Source organism: Deinococcus betulae, from assembly GCF_020166395.1.
GTDB classification, from domain to species: domain Bacteria; phylum Deinococcota; class Deinococci; order Deinococcales; family Deinococcaceae; genus Deinococcus; species Deinococcus betulae.
The window spans coordinates 110,715-126,841 of the sequence record NZ_JAIQXU010000010.1; the positions used below are offsets into that span (position 1 = coordinate 110,715).

Consider the following 16,127-nt stretch of genomic DNA (forward strand, 5'->3'; position numbering starts at 1 on the left):
ACGCCGGCTGTCGGCCCCGCTAAGCTCGGGGGCATGTGGATCACGCGCGCGCTGGGCGCTCTGGGCTGGGGTGTGCTGACCTTCGGCACGGTGTCGGTGCTGAACTCGTATCAATTTGTGGTGAGCCGCCAGCGGGCGGCCATTCCTGGGCTGACCCGTCCGGTCCGCATCGCGCACCTGAGCGACCTGCATTACGGCGTCTTTATGAGGCGCGGGCTGGTGCGGCGTTGGGTCTCGGCCACGCTGGCGGCCCAGCCCGACCTGATTGTGGTCACCGGGGATTTTCTGGACAGTGGGGTGGGGCGCCGCCGGCACCGGGGCCTGCTGGAAGAACTCTCGCGGCTCCATGCACCATTGGGGGTCTACGGCGTGTGGGGCAACCACGACTGGACCAGTCTGAACACGGGTGCGGCGCGCGTGACCTTTGCCGAGCAGCTGCGCGTGGCCGGGGTGCGGCTCATCAACAACGCCGGCGTGCAACTTCGGGACGACCTCTACCTGGCCGGGGTGGATGACTGGTGGTTCGGCATCCAGGACCTGGAGGTTGCCTTACGGGAGCGCGTGAGCGGGGCCACCGTGCTGCTGGCCCACAATCCCGACTACTTGTCGCAGGTGCCGCCCAGCGTGGGCCTGACCCTCAGCGGCCACACCCACGGAGGGCAGGTGCGCCTGCCGCTGGTCGGGCCGCTCAAGCGGCACTCCACCCTGCTGAATGTGCTGCGCGGCTGGGTGCGCGGCGCCCGCATCGTGCAGTCGCCGGCCGAGGGGCACCCCACGGCGTCCCCAGGTGGTGAGGCGCTGGGCTTTGTCTCGCAGGGCCTGGGCGTGACAGGGGTGCCGATGCGCTGGGCCTGTCCCGCCGAGATTGTGGTGTTTGACCTGGAACCGGCGGAGGCGCGGTGACCAGGGACGACCTTTTGCCCTCCAGGCGCTATGCTCCGCTCTGTTATGGCGATTAAGCGCCCCAAGGGCACCGAAGATCACCTGCCAGCCGGCAGCCCGAAACTGACGCTTGATGTTTCGGCGCAGGCCCACGCCTGGCTGGTGCAGACGGCGCGCACGGTGCTGGAGCGCGCCGGTGCGCAGCGCATTGAGACCCCGCTCTTTGAAGACGCCGAACTGGTCAAGCGCGGCGTGGGCGGCTCCACCGACATCGTGCGCAAGGAAATGTTCACCGTGTACTACTTCGGGGACCACGGCGGGTACATCCTGCGCCCGGAAGGCACTGCCGGTATTGTGCGCGCCTACCTGCAGGGTGGCCTCAAGCAATTGCCCAGTCCCCTCAAGCTCTGGACCCACGGCCCCATGTTCCGTGCCGAGCGGCAGCAGCGCGGCCGCCTGCGCCAGTTCCATCAGGTGGACTATGAAGTGCTGGGCAGCACAGACGCCCTCGTGGACGCCGAGGCGATTGCCCTGATGGTGGAGGTCGTGCAGGCGCTGGGACTGACCGGCGTGCGGGTGAAGTTGGGCAGTATCGGCGACCCCGAAGACCGCGAAGCCTACAACACCTACCTGCGGGAACTGTTCACACCGCACCTGGACTCCCTCTCAGACGATTCCAAAGACCGCCTGACCCGCAACCCCATGCGGATTCTGGATTCCAAGAGCGAGGACGATCAGGTGCTTCTCACTCAGCTCGGGGTGAAGCCCATGCTGGACTTCCTGGGCGCAGAGGCCAGGGCGCACTTTGAAGCGGTGCAGCGCCACCTTGACGCCTGGGACGTGGCGTACGACCTCGACCCCAGCATTGTGCGCGGCCTGGATTATTACCGGCGCACCGCCTGGGAACTGCACCACGAGGGTGTCGGCGCCAAGTCGGCGCTGGGCGGCGGCGGGCGCTACGACGGCCTGGCGCAGGAACTGGGCAGCAAAGAGGCCGTGCCGGGCATCGGCTGGGCGTTTGGCGTCGAGCGCCTGCTGCTGGCGCTGGAGGCAGAAGGTCGCGCCCTTCCGGCGCTGGACGGCCCCCTCCTGTATGTGGCCGCCCTGGACGAGGCCAACGTGGGCTACGCCGCCACCGTGGCGCTGGGCGCCCGCCGGGTGGGCCGCGCCGAATTTGCCTACCGCGCCCTCAAGCCGGGGACAGCCTTCCGCGACGCGGAGCGCCGGGGCGCACGCCTGGTTGCCTTGATCGGCTCGGATGAAGTGGCGCAGGACACCCTGAGCATCAAGAATCTGGCCACCGGCATGCAGACGAGCGTGCATACCCGCGACCTTCACACCTTCTTGCTGGGCCAACTGAGCCAGACCCCACCGACCCGCAGCGGCCAGGAGCCCGCCGAACAGGAGCAACCCGAATGAAACGCACCGCCATGATTGGCCACCTGAATGACACGCACGCCGAGACGACCGTCACCTTGCAGGGCTGGGTGGGCCGCCGCCGCGACCTGGGCGGCCTGATTTTCCTTGAACTGCGTGACCGCAGCGGCACCGTGCAGGTGCAGGTCGAGCCGGGTTCTCCGGCTTTCGCCGAGGCCGACCGCCTGCGTGCCGAGTACGTCGCTGAAATTGAGGGGCGCTTTGGCCTGCGCCCAGAGAGCCAGCGCAAGGGTGGTCTGGGTGACTACGAGGTGCTGGCTGCCCGTGTCAAGGTGCTCAACACCGCCAAGACGCCGCCCTTCGAACTGGACAAGGGCGACAGCGTGGCCGAGGACATTCGCCTCAAGTACCGCTACCTCGATCTGCGCCGCCCGGAGATGCAGCGTGGGCTGCTGCTGCGCTCAAAGGCGGTGGCGGCCGTGACTGCGTTTCTGGACGCACAGGGCTTCGTCCAGGTCGAAACGCCGATGCTCACCAAGTCCACCCCCGAAGGCGCGCGCGACTTTCTGGTGCCCAGCCGCCAGAATCCCGGCGAGTTCTACGCCCTGCCGCAGAGCCCGCAGCTGTTCAAACAGATGCTGATGATTGCGGGCTATGACCGCTATTACCAGCTGGCCCGCTGCTTCCGCGACGAGGACCTGCGTGCCGACCGCCAGCCGGATTTCACGCAGCTGGACATGGAAATGTCATTCGTCGAGCAGGACGATGTGCTGGCCACCCAGGAGGAGCTGCTGGCCCACGTCTTCCGCCAGACCCTGGGCGTGGAGCTGCCCCTCCCCTTTCCCCGCTTGCCCTACATGGACGCCATGAACCGCTTCGGCTCGGACAAGCCCGACCAGCGCTTTGGCCTGGAATTTTTGGACGTGACGGACCTGTTCCAGGGTGGGACCTTTGCCGCCTTCGCCTCGGCCCAGACGGTAAAGGTGCTGGCTGCCCCCGAACTGACCCGCAAGCAGATTGACGAACTGGAACGGGTGGCTAAGCAGAATGGTGCCAGGGGCCTGGCCTGGCTGCGCCGCGAGGGCGAGAGCTTCACTGGTGGCATCAGCAAGTTTGTGGGCGATCAGGCCGCCGAGTTGCTGGCCCGCACCGGGGTGGGCCCGGGGGGCACGCTGCTGTTTGCGGCGGGCGACTGGAAGAAGGCGGTCTCGGCGCTGGGCGCGGTGCGGCTGGCGCTGCGGGACCTGTTTGATCTGGCGGCGGCTGGCCCCCAGTTTCACGTCGCCTGGGTCACGGACTTTCCTCAACTGGAATTTGATGAGGAGAGCGGCACCTGGACCTACATGCACCACCCCTTCACCGCCCCACACCCGGACGACCTCGCGCTGTTCGGCACTGAGCGGCAGGGCGAGATTCGCGCCCAGGCCTATGACCTGGTACTAAACGGCTTTGAGATTGGTGGCGGCAGCATCCGCATTCACGACCCGGCAGTGCAGGCTCAGATGTTTGCCGCCATCGGCTTCAGCGCCGAGCAGGCGAGCGAGAAGTTCGGCTTTTTCATGGACGCGCTGGAATACGGCACGCCCCCGCACGGCGGCATCGCTTGGGGCTTTGACCGCCTGATCATGGTCATGAGCGGCGCGGCCAGCATTCGCGAGGTGATCGCCTTCCCGAAGAACAACCGGGGCGTGGACCTGATGGCCCTGGCGCCCTCCCCTGTCGAAGTGGCCCAGCTGGCCGACCTGGGGTTGCAGCTAACGGAATAAATTTAATGAGTGGGGAGGGGGCCATGCTTGCCTCCTCCTGATTTTTTTGTGGTGAGACGATTTGGCTGCTCAATTAAGTGAATACATTCACGATCTAGATTGATCGTGAAACTAGAGTTTCATTTTCCTAATTGTTCCAAGAAATCAAGCGTGTACCTGGCCACTGCTCTGGGATGGGTGTCTGTCAGGGCGTGGGTGCCACCCGGAATCTGACGCACCACCGCATCAGGAATGTCAGCTTGAATGCGGGCCACGGTCCACGACTGCACCACATGGTCAGCCAGGCCGTCCAGCAGTAATGTCGGAACCTCAATTCGGCCCAGCAGCGGACCCGTCATATGCACTTCCTGATCGCGGGCCAGCAGGAGCATGCGGCGGATGCCGCAGTGGGTGTAGGCCCGCAGGCCGGGCGACAGCAAGCCCAGTCGTTCTTGAGGTAGGTCCAGCAGCAGCCGCAGCAGCTGTACCCGCACACTGGGGTTCTCTGGAATCCCTGTAGGCGCGCAGGCGATCAGGGCCGTCGGGCACGAGGCGTAGCGGGCAGCTAGATCAAACATCACTTCCCCACCCAGCGAATGGCCAAAAATCGGCACCCCCTCCAGCCCAGCCTGACGCAGCCAGGCGGCCAGATGGTCAGTCAGGTGTTCAATGCAGACTGGATAGTCGTGGCGGCCCTCGCTGTACCCGTGGCCTGGTGGGTCATAGACGAACACGGTTCTGGCACGGCCCAGTTCGCGCGCCACGCGGGCATACATCCACGAGGCGCAGCCCAGGCCCGGCACAATCACCAGTGGCGGACCGCTGCCCCGCCGCCAGGCATGGGTGCTCAGACCATTGACGGTCAGGAAGGTGGCTCGCGCCGTCAAGTGCGCGCCTCGGCCTGCCGGTCCAGAAAAGCACGCAGGAGCCCGTTAAAAGCCCTGGGGGCATCCACCATCACCACATGCCCGGCGCGCGGAATGACTTCAAGCTGCGAGCCTGGCAACGCCTCGTGCAGCAGTTGTCCCAGCGCCAACGGCACCAACACATCGCGCTCGCCCCAGATAATCAGGGTGCGCGCCCGGATGCCCGGCAGGCTGTCCTGCACGGAGTCTTTGAGGAGGTCCACAGCGTTGCGCCAGAGGTTCAGCGGCCCGGCGAGCGCCGCGTCCCGCAAGATGGTGGGCAAAAAGCGGCGGTCTCCCACCAGCGCCGCGCGGGGCAGGTGCAGTGCCGCACGGTAAGCGTTGGCGCGCAGTAGGCCGCTGGCACACACCAGCACCAGTCCAGTAACCCGTTCGGCGCAGCGTGAGGCGACGTGCATGCTGATGTGCCCCCCCATCGAATGCCCAACAAGCGTCACGTCCTCTAAGCCCGCGTCTTCTATCCACTCGGCAATCAGGGTGGCCGCTGCCCGCACACCCAGCGCCCGCTGGCGCCACGCCCGGCCATACCCGCTGAGTTCCAAGGTGTACACGCAGTGGTCCTTGTGAAGATCGGCCACATTGAACCGCCACCACCGCCGCGAGCCACTGAGCCCGTGAATAAAAATCACGCTGCGGTGTCCGGTGCCGGTTTGCTCGACGTGCAGGGTCGCGCCGCCACGCTGAAAAATGGTCGCCGCCATCGGTGCAGCATAGGGGAAGGGGGCGCACTGGCGTCCTTACAGAGTCTGAATGTGGAAGATATGGGAGGTGATTCTAGTGAATAGATTCACGATGTAGCTACATCGTGAATCTATGGTTTACTCATCGAGATAGTTTTGTCTGGAGAGACTATGCTTCTCTCTCCAGACAAAGTCGTTTCGTCAGTTAGCGACAGGCTCTGTTAGACCATCGACAAACAGTTCGTGCAGGCGCAGGTCACCGGTCAGCTCGGGGTGAAAGGCCGTCGCCAAGAGAGTGCCCTGGCGCACCGCCACCGTCTGCCCTTCATAGGTGGACAGCCGTTCGACCCCCGCCCCTGTCCGGGCGAAGGCCGGCGCACGGATGAAGACGGCTGGCAGCGGGGCCTCCAGGCCACTCACCCGCACTTCAGTCGTGAAGGAATCAATCTGCCGGCCAAAGGCGTTGCGCTGCACCGTCACGTCCAGCAGGGCCAGGCTGTCCTGATGACCAAACTGCGGCGGCGCGCCCTGCACCTCACGGGCCAGCAGAATGGCGCCCGCGCAGGTGCCCCACAGATGACCACCGGCCGCATGAAAGTCACGCACCGGCCCCCATAGACGGTATTCGGTCATCAGGCGGGCCATGGTGGTGCTTTCGCCGCCCGGCAGAATCAGCCCGCGCAGACCTGCCAGGTCGCCCGGCAGGCGCACCTCGGTCACCTGAGCGCCCAGGGCTTCTAGGCGCTGACGGTGTTCGCGGTAAGCACCCTGAAGGGCCAGCACGCCAATGCGGGGACCAGCGGACACGCTTACCAGCCTCGGGCGGCGAGGCGCTCGGCAGGAATCAGGTCGTCAATGTTGATGCCGGTCATGGGAGCGCCCAGGTCTTCGCTGATTTCGGCCAGCACGTCGGGATTCTGGTAGTGGGTCACGGCCTTCACGATGGCCTGCGCGCGGCGCTCGGGGTTGTCGCTCTTGAAGATGCCGCTGCCCACGAACACGCCGTCTAGCCCCAGCACCATCATCAGGGCGGCGTCAGCGGGGGTGGCCACGCCACCGGCCGCGAAGTTCACGACGGGCAGCTTGCCATGCTGGTGGACATATTTCACCAGTTCGTAGGGCGCCTGAAGGTCGCGCGCGGCGGTCATTAGTTCCTCGGCAGGGCGAGCCTGAATGGTGCGGATATCGCCCAGCACGGTGCGGGCGTGGCGCACGGCTTCAATGACGTTGCCGGTGCCGGCCTCGCCCTTGGTGCGGATCATGCTGGCACCCTCGCCCACGCGGCGCAGGGCCTCGCCCAGGTTCTTGGCACCGCAGACAAACGGCACCTTGAACTCGCTTTTCAGGATGTGGTACTGGTCGTCAGCGGGGGTCAGCACCTCGGACTCGTCAATAAAGTCCACGCCCAGTGCCTGCAGAATCTGCGCCTCAACGATGTGCCCGATACGCACCTTGGCCATCACGGGAATGCTGACGGCCCCGATGATTTCTTTGATCATCTTGGGGTCGCTCATACGGGCCACGCCGCCGTCCACGCGGATATCCGCCGGCACGCGCTCCAGGGCCATGACGGCGGTGGCACCCGCAGCCTCGGCAATCCGGGCCTGGTCAGCCGTGACCACGTCCATGATCACGCCGCCCTTGAACATCTCGGCGAAGCCCTGCTTCAGGGCGGGGGTTCCAGTCTGCACGTCGCTCATGGAGGCACGATAAAGAAAAACTGACCCCACGAGTAGGGTCAATTGGGCAGAGCACATGGGGTCAGAATTCAGTTGTCCTGCCCAGTGGGCCAGCGGCGTGGGCCCGCCGGATGGCCTCTACGAGTTGCGAGGGCCGGAACGGTTTCAGAAGGTAGTGGTCCAGCAACCGGGGGTTCAGGGTTGGCGGCGGGGTCGGATGGGCCAGTCCTGATAAGAAGACCACGGGAGGCAAGGCAGAGCCCAGATGCAAAGCCATGCGCTCGACCGTCTCGAAGCCGTCCCAGGGGGTCATGAGCACGTCCAGCACCAGCACGTCAAAGGTCGCGCCACTGAGACGCTCCAGAGCAGCTGGGCCACTGGGGGCCGTGGTCACCCGGAAGCCCTGCAGGCTGAGGGTCAGGTCCAGCAGTTCCAGAATCTGCTCCTCGTCGTCCACGACAAGCAGATGCAGAGCCGCTGGCGCGGGATCGGTCATGGCAGCAGGGCCAGGGGGTCCACGGTCTGACCCGAGAGCCGCACCTCGAAGTGCAGGTGTGGCCCGGTGCAGATGCCGGTGCAGCCGATATAGCCCAGCAGTTGCCCCTGGGTGACCTGCTGCCCGGCCACCACTGCCGCGCGGCTCATGTGCCCGTAGATCAGCAGGCTGCTGCCGGCGGTGGTGTAGACGTTCAGGCCGTAGTCGCCGTAGCCGCTTTCGGTCACCGTGCCATCGGCGGCGGCGTAGATAGGCGTGCCGTAGGGGGCGGCCAGGTCAATGCCGCCGTGAAACACCTGACGGTGAAACTCGATGTCGCGTTCGGCGTAGCGGCTGGTCAGGCGGTAGCTGCGCATGGGCCAGGCCAGGGTGCGGCTGCCGGTGCCGGCCATCTGGGCGCTGGCCTGAGGGGTGACCGCCTGCGCACTCGCAGCGGCGCGCGCCCGAGCCTGGGCGGCGGCCTGCGCGGCCTCGTACTGCGCCTGGCGTTCATAGGCCTGAATGCGGGCCTGACGCTCAGGGCTGTTTTTCCAGGCTAGGTACTGCTCGTACCTCTCCTGGGCCTCGTAGCGGGCTTCTAAGCGGGCGCGTTCGCGGCCCTTTTTCCAGGTCAAAAAGCGTTCGTACTGGGCCTGGCGCTGGGCCAGGAGGGCGGCTCGGCGCTCGGCCTCACGCCGCTGGGCCAAGGTCTCGGCAAAGCCCTCGGCGCGGATGCCCGGCAGCAGCAGGGTGTCACCGACCCGAAGCTCGGTGGGGAGCACGTCGTTAGCCTGGGCGGTGGCCACCAGGTCGGCGCCGTACCCGGCAATCAGTGACAGGGCGCTCTGGCCCGGCTTGATGCGCACGAGCAGGCCGCGTGGCCCCGTCGGGATATTCAGAGCTGTACCGGGAATCAGGCGATCCAGGCTCGTGCGGTCCAGGTTGACGCCCAGCAGGTCCACCAGGGGCAGGCCAAAGCGCGCCGCCACACCAGCCAGCGTGTCGCCGGGCCTCACACGGTAGGTTTCGACCGAGGCGGGCTTGGCTGACGCGCGCTGCGCGGTGACCGGGGCCAGGGCCAACCCCCACACCCGCACGCCGCGAGCGCCCCCCAGGGAGGTCAGGCGGCTGCGGGCGACGCCGTAACGCCGCGCGAGTTGCGCGGCCGAGGTGCGGCCGTCGGTGACCAGTTGCACCCGGCGCTCGCCGGTGTCGCGCGTCAGCACCACGTCGGGCGCGTGCACCAAAGGCGGCGGGGCCAGCAGGTGGGCCAGCGGCGAAATGGTCTGGGCAGAAACAGGGGCGGCGAGCAGGAGGCTGCACAGGGTGGCCAGTCGCGTCACGCCGCGGGAGCGGATAAGAGACAAGGGTGAACTCCGAAAAGAAGAGAAAGGCGCTTAGCCGCCAGCCAGCGCCTGAAGAAACTCGACGTTATTGCGGGTTTTGCCCATGCGCGACAGCAGCATTTCCATGGCGTCGGCAGGGTCCATGTCGCTGATGACCTTGCGCAGCAGCCACATCTTCTTGAGCACTTCCGGCTGCAAGAGCAGTTCCTCGCGGCGCGTGCCGGATTTCAGGATGTCAAGGGCCGGGAAGATGCGGCGCTCTTCCAGGCGGCGTGACAGCACCAGTTCGGCGTTGCCAGTGCCCTTGAATTCCTCGAAAATCACGTCGTCCATACGGCTGCCGGTTTCGACCAGCGCGGTGGCCAGAATGGTCAGGCTGCCGCCCTCGCGGATGTTGCGGGCCGCCCCCAGAAAGCGTTTGGGCCAGTGCAGCGCGTTGGAGTCCAGACCACCCGACAGGGTGCGGCCGGTGGGCGGGGTCACGAGGTTGTTGGCGCGGGCCAGGCGGGTGATGGAGTCCAGCAGGATGACCACGTGGCCGCCCTCTTCCACGATGCGCCGGGCGCGCTCATGCACGAACTCGGCCACCCGGACGTGGTGCTGGGGCGGCTCGTCGAAGGTGCTGGCAATCACCTGGGCCCCCTGCACGCTCTCGCGGAAGTCGGTCACTTCTTCAGGGCGCTCGTCCACCAGCAGCACCATCACGGTCACGTCGGGATAGTTCTTGACGATGGAGTTGGCGATCTTCTTGAGCAGCGTGGTTTTCCCGGCCTTGGGCGGCGCCACGATCAGCGCGCGCTGCCCGCGCCCGATGGGCACCAGCAGGTCCACCACTCGCAGGCTCATGCCGCCTTCCAGGCCCGGATCTTCCATGACCAGCTGGGCTTCGGGGAAAGTGGGCGTCAGGTCGTCAAAGCGCGGGCGGCGGCGGGCCGTTTCAGGGTCCAGGCCGTTGACCGCCTCAACCTGCACCAGCGAGCCAAAGCGCTCGTTCTCGCGCGGCTGCCGGGCGCGGCCGATGATCTCGTCGCCGGTGCGCAGGTGGTACTGCTTGATCAGGCCGGCCGTCACCAGCACGGTGCGGCTCTGGGGGTCCAGCAGATCAGCCTGCAAGAAGCCGTAGCCGTCGGCACTGATGTCCAAGTAGCCGCGCGCCAGGAGCTGCCCCTCGGCGTCGGCCTGTCGCTCCATGATGGCAAAGGCCAGGGTGTCTTTTTTCAGCTTGCGGTAGTTCTCGATGCCGTAGCTGGCGGCAATCAGGTGCAGTTCCGGCAGAATCTTCTGCTGGAGTTCGTGAAAGGGCAGGCTCTGCCGGGTGGGGTCGGTCACTGCTTCTGACTCCCTGGCGTGGCCGCTCCAGTCTCAGTCACGCCGCCGGCCTGCGGGTTGGTGCCAGTTTCACTGGAGGGCGTCTCGGGATTGGCACCTGCGCGTTTGGCCCAGTCTTTCATGAACCCGTCCAGCCCGGCCTGGGTGAGCGGGTGCTTGATCATCTGCGTAAAGACCTTGTACGGAATGGTCGCCACGTCGGCGCCGGCCAGAGCGGCCTGCACCACATGTTGCGGGTGACGGATGCTGGCAGCCAGCACCTTGGTGTCAATGCCGCCCAGCACGTAAGCCTCTTTGATCTGGCGAATCAGTTCGATGCCGTCAGCGCCGGTGTCATCTACCCGCCCGGCGAAGGGACTGATGTAGGTGGCGCCCGCGCGGGCTGCCAGCAGCGCCTGAGGCACGCTGAAGCACAGGGTCACGTTGGTGCGGATGCCCTCACTCGTCAGGGTTTTGCAGGCCTGGAGGCCGGCAGGCGTCAGAGGCAGCTTGACCACGACGTGCTCGTTCCAGGCGGCGACTTCGCGGCCTTCTTTGATCATGCCGGCGGCGTCCAGGGCCGTGACTTCGGCGCTGATGGCGCCCCCCACCAGGGCGGCGATTTCCTGTACCACTTCACGGAAATCGCGGCCCGAGGCGACGATGAGGCTGGGGTTGGTGGTGACGCCCGCCAGGACGCCCCATTCGTTGATTTCGCGGATTTCATCCGTGATAGCCGTATCGATAAAGAATTCCATAACCGTTCTCCCTAGAGGCGATTGTATACATTCGCCGCCTCAAAACACATGCGCGAGGTGAGAAAAAGTAGACGCGGGCACCAGGGACGTGTGCGTGGAGCATACCCCACGGGCGACGGGCGCGCAGTTCAGATTGACCGCTGCCCCCTGGCGGGCCTACCATACAGGCTCACCCCGCGCGGGTGAGACAACGCAGGGCGACCGAGAGGACAGTAGGAGCCGCAGGGCAGCGCAAAAGCGAGTCAGGGACGGTGAAAGCCTGACCAGCCAGCCGCAACTTCCGAAGATCACCTCCCGCGCCGGTGGAAGAAAGGCCCCCTTCAGACGTGGCCGATTAGACCCACCCGGACACCCCCCGGTAGAGGGCCGCAACGAGGCCAGGCGACTGGCGAAGTTGGGTGGTACCACGCAACGTCCATTTCAGGCGGCGCGTCCCAGCACACACGCTGAGACGTGCCGCTTGTTCGTTTGGAGGTGAAGGGCCGTGACCATTCAACCCAGCATTCGGACGCGGGTGACCCCCGCTCTCCTCTGCCCTGCGCCCCCTCCATTCCCCTGACCCGGAGCCCCTATGACCACCTTTAAACCTGTCCTCAACAACCCCAACTTCCCGGCGCTGGAGCAGGACATCCTGACGTTCTGGCGTGAGGGCCGCATCTTTGAGCGCTCCTTGGAGCAGACCAAGGGCGGCCCCACCTTTACCTTTTACGAAGGCCCACCCACCGCCAACGGGCAGCCGGGCATTCACCATGTGCAGGCCCGCTCCTTTAAGGACCTGTTTCCGCGCTTCCGCACCATGCAGGGCTACCATGTGCCGCGCAAGGCCGGCTGGGACACCCACGGCCTGCCGGTGGAACTGGGCGTGGAGAAGAAACTGGGCCTGAATTCCAAGCGGGAGGTCGAGGCCTACGGCATTGACCGCTTTAACGCCGAGTGCCGCGCCAGCGTTTTTGAATACGAGGCCGAGTGGCGCAAATTTACCGAGCGCATGGGTTACTGGGTGGATCTGGACGACGCCTACCTGACGCTGCATAAGGACTACATCGAGAGTGTGTGGTGGAGCGTCAAGGAGCTGGACAACAAAGGCCTGCTGTACCGGGGCTTTCGCGTGGCGCCTTACTGCCCGAAAGACGGCACCACCCTCAGCAATGCGGAGGTCAGCGAGGGGTACAAAGACATTCAGGACCCCAGCGTCTACGTGCCGTTTGCGCTGAGAGACCCCGGCGCTCTGGGTCTGCCAGACGGCGCAGCGTTCCTGGTCTGGACGACCACGCCGTGGACCCTGCCCTACAACGTGGGCGTAGCCCTGCACCCGGACTTCGAGTATGTGGCGGCGAAAGACAAGGAGGGGCGGGTGCTGCTGCTGGCAGCCAGCCTAAAAAATGAGGTCTTGGGTGAGGACGCCAATGTCGTGAGGACCTTTAGGGGCACCGAGCTGGACCGGGTGGCCTACGAGCCGCTGTTCACCGAGGCCTACGACGCCGAAGGCGAGGGCAAGCCAGTTTGGCTGGCTGGGCTGGACACGTATGTCAGTGACAGCGACGGCACCGGCATCGTGCACACGGCGCCGGCTTTCGGCGAGGACGACATGCGCCTGGCGCGGAACTACGGCTTTCCCGTCATCGTGGGCGTGGACGGCGAGGGCAAGCACCGCTTTGGGCCGTGGGCCGGCGTGTTCTTCCGGGACGCGAACACCGAGATCGTGCGTGACCTGCGCGCGCGCGGCCTGATGTGGAAGGAAAAGAACTTCCTGCACGCCTACCCGCACTGCTGGCGCTGCGGCACCCCGCTGATGTACTACGCCACCGAGAGCTGGTACCTGAACAACACCCGCCTCAAGGCGCGGCTGATCGAGCTGAACCAGACCATCGACTGGCACCCGCCGCACATCAAGAACGGGCGCTACGGCGGGTGGCTGGACAACCTGATCGACTGGAACGTGTCGCGCAGCCGCTACTGGGGCACGCCGCTGCCGGTGTGGGAGGCCGAGGACGGCGAGTACCGCGTGGTGGGCAGCTACGCCGAACTCGCTGAGCTGAGCGGGCACCCGGAGCTGACCAGCCCCGACTTCGACCCCCACCGCCCCTTCGTGGACGACATCACCTTCGAGCAGGGCGGCAAGACGTTCCGGCGCGTGCCCTATGTGATGGACGTCTGGTACGACTCGGGCTCCATGCCTTTCGCGCAGCACCACTATCCCTTCGAGAACAAGGAGCGGTTCGAGGGAGGCGGCTTTCCAGCTGACTTCATCGCGGAGGCCATCGACCAGACCCGCGGCTGGTTTAACTCGCTGCACCAGATCGGCACCATGGTTTTTGACTCGGTGGCATACAAGTCCGTGATCTGCTCCGGGCACATCCTGGACGAGAAGGGCGCCAAGATGAGCAAGAGCAAGGGCAACGTCGTGAACCCCTGGGACGTGTTCGAGCAATACGGCGCCGACGCCGCCCGCTGGTACATGTACGTGTCTGCGCCGCCTGAACTGAGCCGCCGCTTCGGCATGAATCTGGTGGGCGAGGCGTTCCGCAGCTACTTCCTGACCCTCTGGAACACATATTCGTTTTTCGTGCTGTACGCGAACCTGGATAAGCCCGACCTGCAGGCCGCCGCGCCGCTGCCAGAGCGCCCTGAGGTGGACCGTTGGCTGGTGGCCAAGGTGCAGGCGCTGATCGCAGCCGTCACGGACCGCCTGGAGAACTACGACCCCACGGGGGCCAGCCGGGCGCTGCAGGACTTCGTGGTCGAGGACCTGAGCAACTGGTACGTGCGGCGCAACCGTCGCCGCTTCTGGGGTGAGGCCGGCCAGGTGGACCACAACGCCTACGCCACACTGCACTTCGCACTGGTAACAGTGACGCAATTGACGGCGCCGTTCACGCCTTTCCTGGCCGAGACGCTGTACGGTAACCTGGTGCGCTCGCTGGTGCCGGACGCGCCCGAGAGTGTCCACCTGACCGAGTGGCCCAAGGTGGACGAGACCCTAAGTGCGCCGGTGCTGGTCGGTGAGATGGACGCGGTATTGAGGGTGGTCAGCCTGGGCCGCGCGGTGCGGGGCCAAACTGGCCTGCGCCAGCGCCAGCCGCTGCCCAAGGTGATGCTGCGCGCCCGTACGGCCGAGCAAACCCAGGCGCTGGGCCGCTTTGCCGAGCAGATCAAGGAAGAGCTGAATGTCAAGGAGGTCGAGCTGATTGACCAGTACGCCGAACTGGTGAGCTACCAACTGCGCCCCAATCTGCCGCTGCTGGGTAAGAAGTTTGGCAAGGCCGTTCCGCAGGTGCGCGCGGCTCTGCAGGCGGCCGACGCCAGCGACATCGCCCGCTTTGTGCGCGACGGCCAGCAGTTCGAGGTCATCGCCCCGACCGGCGAGCGCTTTGAGCTGGGGCCGGACGAGGTGCTGGTGGACGCCAAGTCGCCCGAAGGTTTTGCCGCCCAGGAGGAAGCTGGGTATCTGGTGGCGTTCGACACCACGCTGACGCGCGAACTGGAACTTGAAGGTCTGGCCCGCGACCTGGTGCGGGGCGTTCAGGATGCCCGCAAGAAGGCCGGATTCGAGGTGCAAGACCGGATTGCGCTGCATCTGGACTTGACGGGCACGGCCCGTGAGGCCGCCGAGGCCTGGCAGGAATACCTGATGAGCGAAACCCTGGCCGAGACGCTGGTGTTTGGGGTGGCCGACGGTTTCGCCGCCGAGGTCGAAGGCGGCACGGCGTATCTGGAGAAACTGGAGGTGGTCAGCCACAACTGACGGCAAGGAGAGGGGCGCCCAACAAATTGTCTGGGCGCCCCTCTCCGTTTTTTCAGAAGCCTATGGCCACAAACAATTCAAGCCGACTGGGCTCGGAAAGCTCTGAAATGAACTGGTACGAGCACCGCGTGCCAAGCAGCTTCTGACGTTCGTTCAGCAGTGAAAAGTCGTCCGTCAGGTCTTTTCCACTCACTACTTCCCACTTCCTCCATCCCGTCTTCAGGTCAGCGGGACGGCCGAGAAGCCGAAGGTGCCGGGGCCGACGTGGGCGCCAATCACCGGGCCCATCAGCTGCACGCGGCCCTTTTGCACGTTCAGGCCGCTGGCCATCATGGCGGTGCGCAGGGCGTTGATGCGCGCCGTATCGCGGCCAGCGTGCATCACGGTGGCGCTGACGGGCGTGTCGCCGAAGCGGGCCTTGAGGCTGGCCAGCATGTCGCCTGCCGCCTGGTCCACCTTGGCGCGGCGGGCCGCTTTCAGCCGGCCGTCGTCAAACTCCAGGATGGGCCGCACGCCCAGCATGTTGCCAAAAAAGGCCTGGGCGCGGCTGATGCGCCCGCCCAGGCGCAGATATTCCAGCGAGGCCACACTCATTTCGGCGTATAGCGACTCGCCCGCCGCCTGGGCAGCGGCGGCGGCCGTTTTCAGGTCGGCCCCTTCCTGCGCTTTGGCGCTGGCGGCCATCGCCATATCCGCCAGGGGCGCGCCGGCCACCTTGCTGTCCACCACGAGCACGCGCCCGCCCTCGCCCAGGCTGGCAGCGGCCTGCTGGGCGTGTTTAAACGTTTCAGACAGGTGGCCAGACAGATGCAGGCTCAGCACCGAATCGTGCGTTTTCAGGAGGTCGCGGTACACGTCGGCAAAGGTGGCGGCGGGCACAGGCGTCGTAGTGGCCGCGCCCCCTGCGCGCATGTGATCGTAGACTGCGTCGGGGTCAATCTCAACCCAGTCCAGCAGGGTGCGGCCCTCCATGGTGATATGCAGCGGCACGACCTGAATGCCAAGTTGCCGGGCATTGTCTGGGTGCAAATCGCAGGTAGAGTCGGTGACGACGGCAATCATGAGCCCAGTTTTAAGGTCTGCTGAGGCCCGGCGTTGTGAGGTATCCCGCCTTTGGCTCTGGGTGCCCCTATTTGCCCCCCGCATCTAAATACTCGCGCCCAGCGCTGTCAGAATCTTGTGAGAGTCCACTTCCCTGAACGTCTC

13 protein-coding genes are annotated in these 16,127 nt (G+C 65.7%); 4 read left to right on the forward strand and 9 right to left on the reverse strand.

The window, feature by feature from the left end; all coding sequences use genetic code 11:
• The first annotated feature begins 33 nt into the window (after positions 1–33).
• The 3 genes from K7W42_RS09750 to aspS are packed head-to-tail and all read left to right on the forward strand — an operon-like array spanning position 34 to position 4,025.
• Positions 34–903 (forward strand): metallophosphoesterase, encoded by an 870-nt coding sequence (locus tag K7W42_RS09750; protein ID WP_224574309.1) that lies wholly within the window; start codon positions 34–36, stop codon positions 901–903.
• 45 nt (positions 904–948) lie between these two features.
• Positions 949–2,301, forward strand: a complete 1,353-nt coding sequence (hisS, locus tag K7W42_RS09755; RefSeq protein ID WP_224574311.1) for a histidine--tRNA ligase — start codon at positions 949–951, stop codon at positions 2,299–2,301.
• Positions 2,298–4,025 (forward strand): aspartate--tRNA ligase, encoded by a 1,728-nt coding sequence (aspS, locus tag K7W42_RS09760; protein WP_224574313.1) that lies wholly within the window; start codon positions 2,298–2,300, stop codon positions 4,023–4,025. Before hisS ends, aspS begins: the two co-directional genes overlap by 4 nt.
• Positions 4,026–4,144: 119 nt before the next feature.
• Here aspS and K7W42_RS09765 read toward each other — a convergent pair whose 3' ends face one another.
• The 8 genes from K7W42_RS09765 to fsa all read right to left on the reverse strand — a co-directional run bounded on the left by K7W42_RS09765 (position 4,145) and on the right by fsa (position 11,176).
• Complete coding sequence (locus K7W42_RS09765) at positions 4,145–4,891, reverse strand: alpha/beta fold hydrolase (RefSeq protein WP_224574315.1); 747 nt, start codon at positions 4,889–4,891, stop codon at positions 4,145–4,147.
• On the reverse strand, positions 4,888–5,631 hold the full coding sequence (locus K7W42_RS09770) for an alpha/beta fold hydrolase (RefSeq protein WP_224574318.1): 744 nt from the start codon (positions 5,629–5,631) through the stop codon (positions 4,888–4,890). Before K7W42_RS09770 ends, K7W42_RS09765 begins: the two co-directional genes overlap by 4 nt.
• A 180-nt stretch (positions 5,632–5,811) precedes the next feature.
• Positions 5,812–6,417, reverse strand: coding sequence for a pyridoxal 5'-phosphate synthase glutaminase subunit PdxT (gene pdxT, locus K7W42_RS09775; protein WP_224574320.1), 606 nt, complete (start codon positions 6,415–6,417; stop codon positions 5,812–5,814).
• A gap of 2 nt (positions 6,418–6,419) precedes the next feature.
• Complete coding sequence (gene pdxS / locus K7W42_RS09780; RefSeq protein WP_157460738.1) at positions 6,420–7,310, reverse strand: pyridoxal 5'-phosphate synthase lyase subunit PdxS; 891 nt, start codon at positions 7,308–7,310, stop codon at positions 6,420–6,422.
• A gap of 61 nt (positions 7,311–7,371) precedes the next feature.
• The gene (locus K7W42_RS09785) at positions 7,372–7,785 is read right to left on the reverse strand and encodes a response regulator (protein ID WP_224574322.1); all 414 of its coding nucleotides are present in this window, start codon (positions 7,783–7,785) and stop codon (positions 7,372–7,374) included.
• On the reverse strand, positions 7,782–9,107 hold the full coding sequence (locus K7W42_RS09790) for a peptidoglycan DD-metalloendopeptidase family protein (protein ID WP_224574323.1): 1,326 nt from the start codon (positions 9,105–9,107) through the stop codon (positions 7,782–7,784). Before K7W42_RS09790 ends, K7W42_RS09785 begins: the two co-directional genes overlap by 4 nt.
• Positions 9,108–9,161: 54 nt before the next feature.
• Positions 9,162–10,439: a transcription termination factor Rho gene (gene rho, locus K7W42_RS09795; RefSeq protein WP_439648860.1), complete on the reverse strand. Its 1,278-nt coding sequence runs from the start codon at positions 10,437–10,439 to the stop codon at positions 9,162–9,164.
• The gene (gene fsa, locus K7W42_RS09800; RefSeq protein WP_224574325.1) at positions 10,436–11,176 is read right to left on the reverse strand and encodes a fructose-6-phosphate aldolase; all 741 of its coding nucleotides are present in this window, start codon (positions 11,174–11,176) and stop codon (positions 10,436–10,438) included. Before fsa ends, rho begins: the two co-directional genes overlap by 4 nt.
• Positions 11,177–11,747: 571 nt before the next feature.
• On the opposite strand from fsa, the gene ileS reads away from it, so the two are divergent.
• Complete coding sequence (gene ileS / locus K7W42_RS09805; protein WP_224574327.1) at positions 11,748–14,921, forward strand: isoleucine--tRNA ligase; 3,174 nt, start codon at positions 11,748–11,750, stop codon at positions 14,919–14,921.
• Positions 14,922–15,140: 219 nt separating this feature from the next.
• On the opposite strand, the gene K7W42_RS09810 is transcribed toward ileS, so the two are convergent.
• Positions 15,141–15,983, reverse strand: a complete 843-nt coding sequence (locus tag K7W42_RS09810; protein WP_224574329.1) for a DegV family protein — start codon at positions 15,981–15,983, stop codon at positions 15,141–15,143.
• Positions 15,984–16,127 lie beyond the last annotated feature (144 nt).